2 protein-coding genes are annotated in these 1587 nt (G+C 36.7%); both read right to left on the minus strand.

The window, feature by feature from the left end; translation table 11 throughout:
* Positions 1-43: 43 nt before the first annotated feature.
* Entirely contained in the window at positions 44-295 is a 252-nt protein-coding gene (locus tag SPD53_RS19695) for a hypothetical protein (RefSeq protein WP_336253571.1), read from the minus strand.
* Positions 270-1505: an IS91 family transposase gene (locus SPD53_RS19700; RefSeq protein ID WP_336253572.1), complete on the minus strand. Its 1236-nt coding sequence runs from the start codon at positions 1503-1505 to the stop codon at positions 270-272. Before SPD53_RS19700 ends, SPD53_RS19695 begins: the two co-directional genes overlap by 26 nt.
* Between the last annotated feature and the right edge of the window lie 82 nt (positions 1506-1587).

Raw genomic sequence — 1587 nt, forward strand, 5'->3', positions numbered from 1 at the left:
GAACAAAATCGCTAACGCGACTAAATCACGTCCCAAGTGAGAGTTAATCACTTGGGGCGTCTTTCGCTTCGATCATGGTGCCATTACAGTGCGGGCAATGTATTTCAACTTCTCCCCTACTTTTGTCCACACTAAATTCACCGATGATATATTCAGGAACTTCATCGGTACCTTTACAATCCAAGCATTTAAATATGACAATTTCTATTTCTTCATTTAAACCAAAGGGATCATCTTCATCTAACCAATCAGGAATTACTTCCTTTGAATTATCCTGCTCTTTTCGGCTTCCCAATTCCGTATCTCCTCCTCCATTCCGTTTCTACTTCTTCCAGATAATAATATATCCATCCATAATCAGCATGCCATATCCCAACAAGCTCCATCTGTCGATGGCAGTGTGGACATTCAAAAGGATCCTTTTCAAAGGATTCAATTATACGCTGGCGATACGTTTTCTTCTTTCTTTTTGTCTCTAAAAGAAACGATATCTGTTTGGTCCTCATGAATGCGTGTAAACTCAATATTTGTTGGGCTTTGCGGTGGGATCTTCTACTATACAAACCATATCTGCCTACCATTCGAAAATGCTTAGGTGGTATGTGTTGTAATATCTCAAATAGAAACCGATATACAGTTACCTTCTTATCAATGCGTTTTCCTGTTTTATGATCCTCATACCAATAGTGAACCATTTTTCCATCATAGCCTTCGATACGATATTCAGCGATAGCTGGTCGAGCTAAGTACCTACCAATATATTTGGCTACACTTTTCGCATTCGTCATTTTCTTTTCTGCATTGACATAGAAGCCTTTAGGATATCTTCGATATAAATCATTAATAAGTTCAAGTACTTTTCGGTTCATAGGGAACCACTTCTTAACTAAATCTAACACAACTTTCTGCCAAGACTTTCTTAAATAATCATAAGGAATATAACCATTATTAACCCATTCATTTTTATTATCCAATGCACCCTCCGTAACCAATGCATGAATATGAGGGTTGAATTTCAGGTCTCTACCAAATGTATGAATAACTGTTATAATCCCAGAACGAAATTCCCTGGATTTACTCTTCTTCCTGTTATGATACTGAAACACTTCAGCTACTTGGTTGCTTAACTCATTTAACTTTTTTCGATCATTATAAAATATATTTCTTAATTCTTTTGGAATAGTGAATACCATATGGCGATGGGTGACATTAAAAATCATTTCCTGCTGCTTATCCGACCAGTCATCGGTATACTTTTTTCCACATCGATGGCAAAGTCTACTTTTACAGGTGAAACATACAAATTTAGGCAGAGGATTTCCTTCACAGCCTAAACATTCATATCGAGCATAACCTAAATCGCGTGTGCCACAACGAATAGTTTTTTCCACGGTTTCTTTGATATGGTCACGATATGACTCTGGGAAACGATTTGAATGGAAGTCCCAGAAACCTGCGAAATGATCTTTCAGAATCTCTTTTATAACCCCTGTTCCCTTTTTCATGTTTCTACTCCTCAAAGTATGAATAATTAAATTTTATCACAAAGTTATCCACAGCCGAAGAATTTTATAATTTCCTAGACAA

The organism is Oceanobacillus sp. MO10714A (assembly GCF_037072045.1).
In the GTDB taxonomy this organism is placed as follows: domain Bacteria; phylum Bacillota; class Bacilli; order Bacillales; family Amphibacillaceae; genus Oceanobacillus; species Oceanobacillus indicireducens.

Bases quoted from the DNA above. Each gene is read 5' to 3' on its own strand.
- SPD53_RS19700 (WP_336253572.1), bottom strand. From the start codon at position 1,505: ATGAAAAAGGGAACAGGGGTTATAAAAGAGATTCTGAAAGATCATTTC.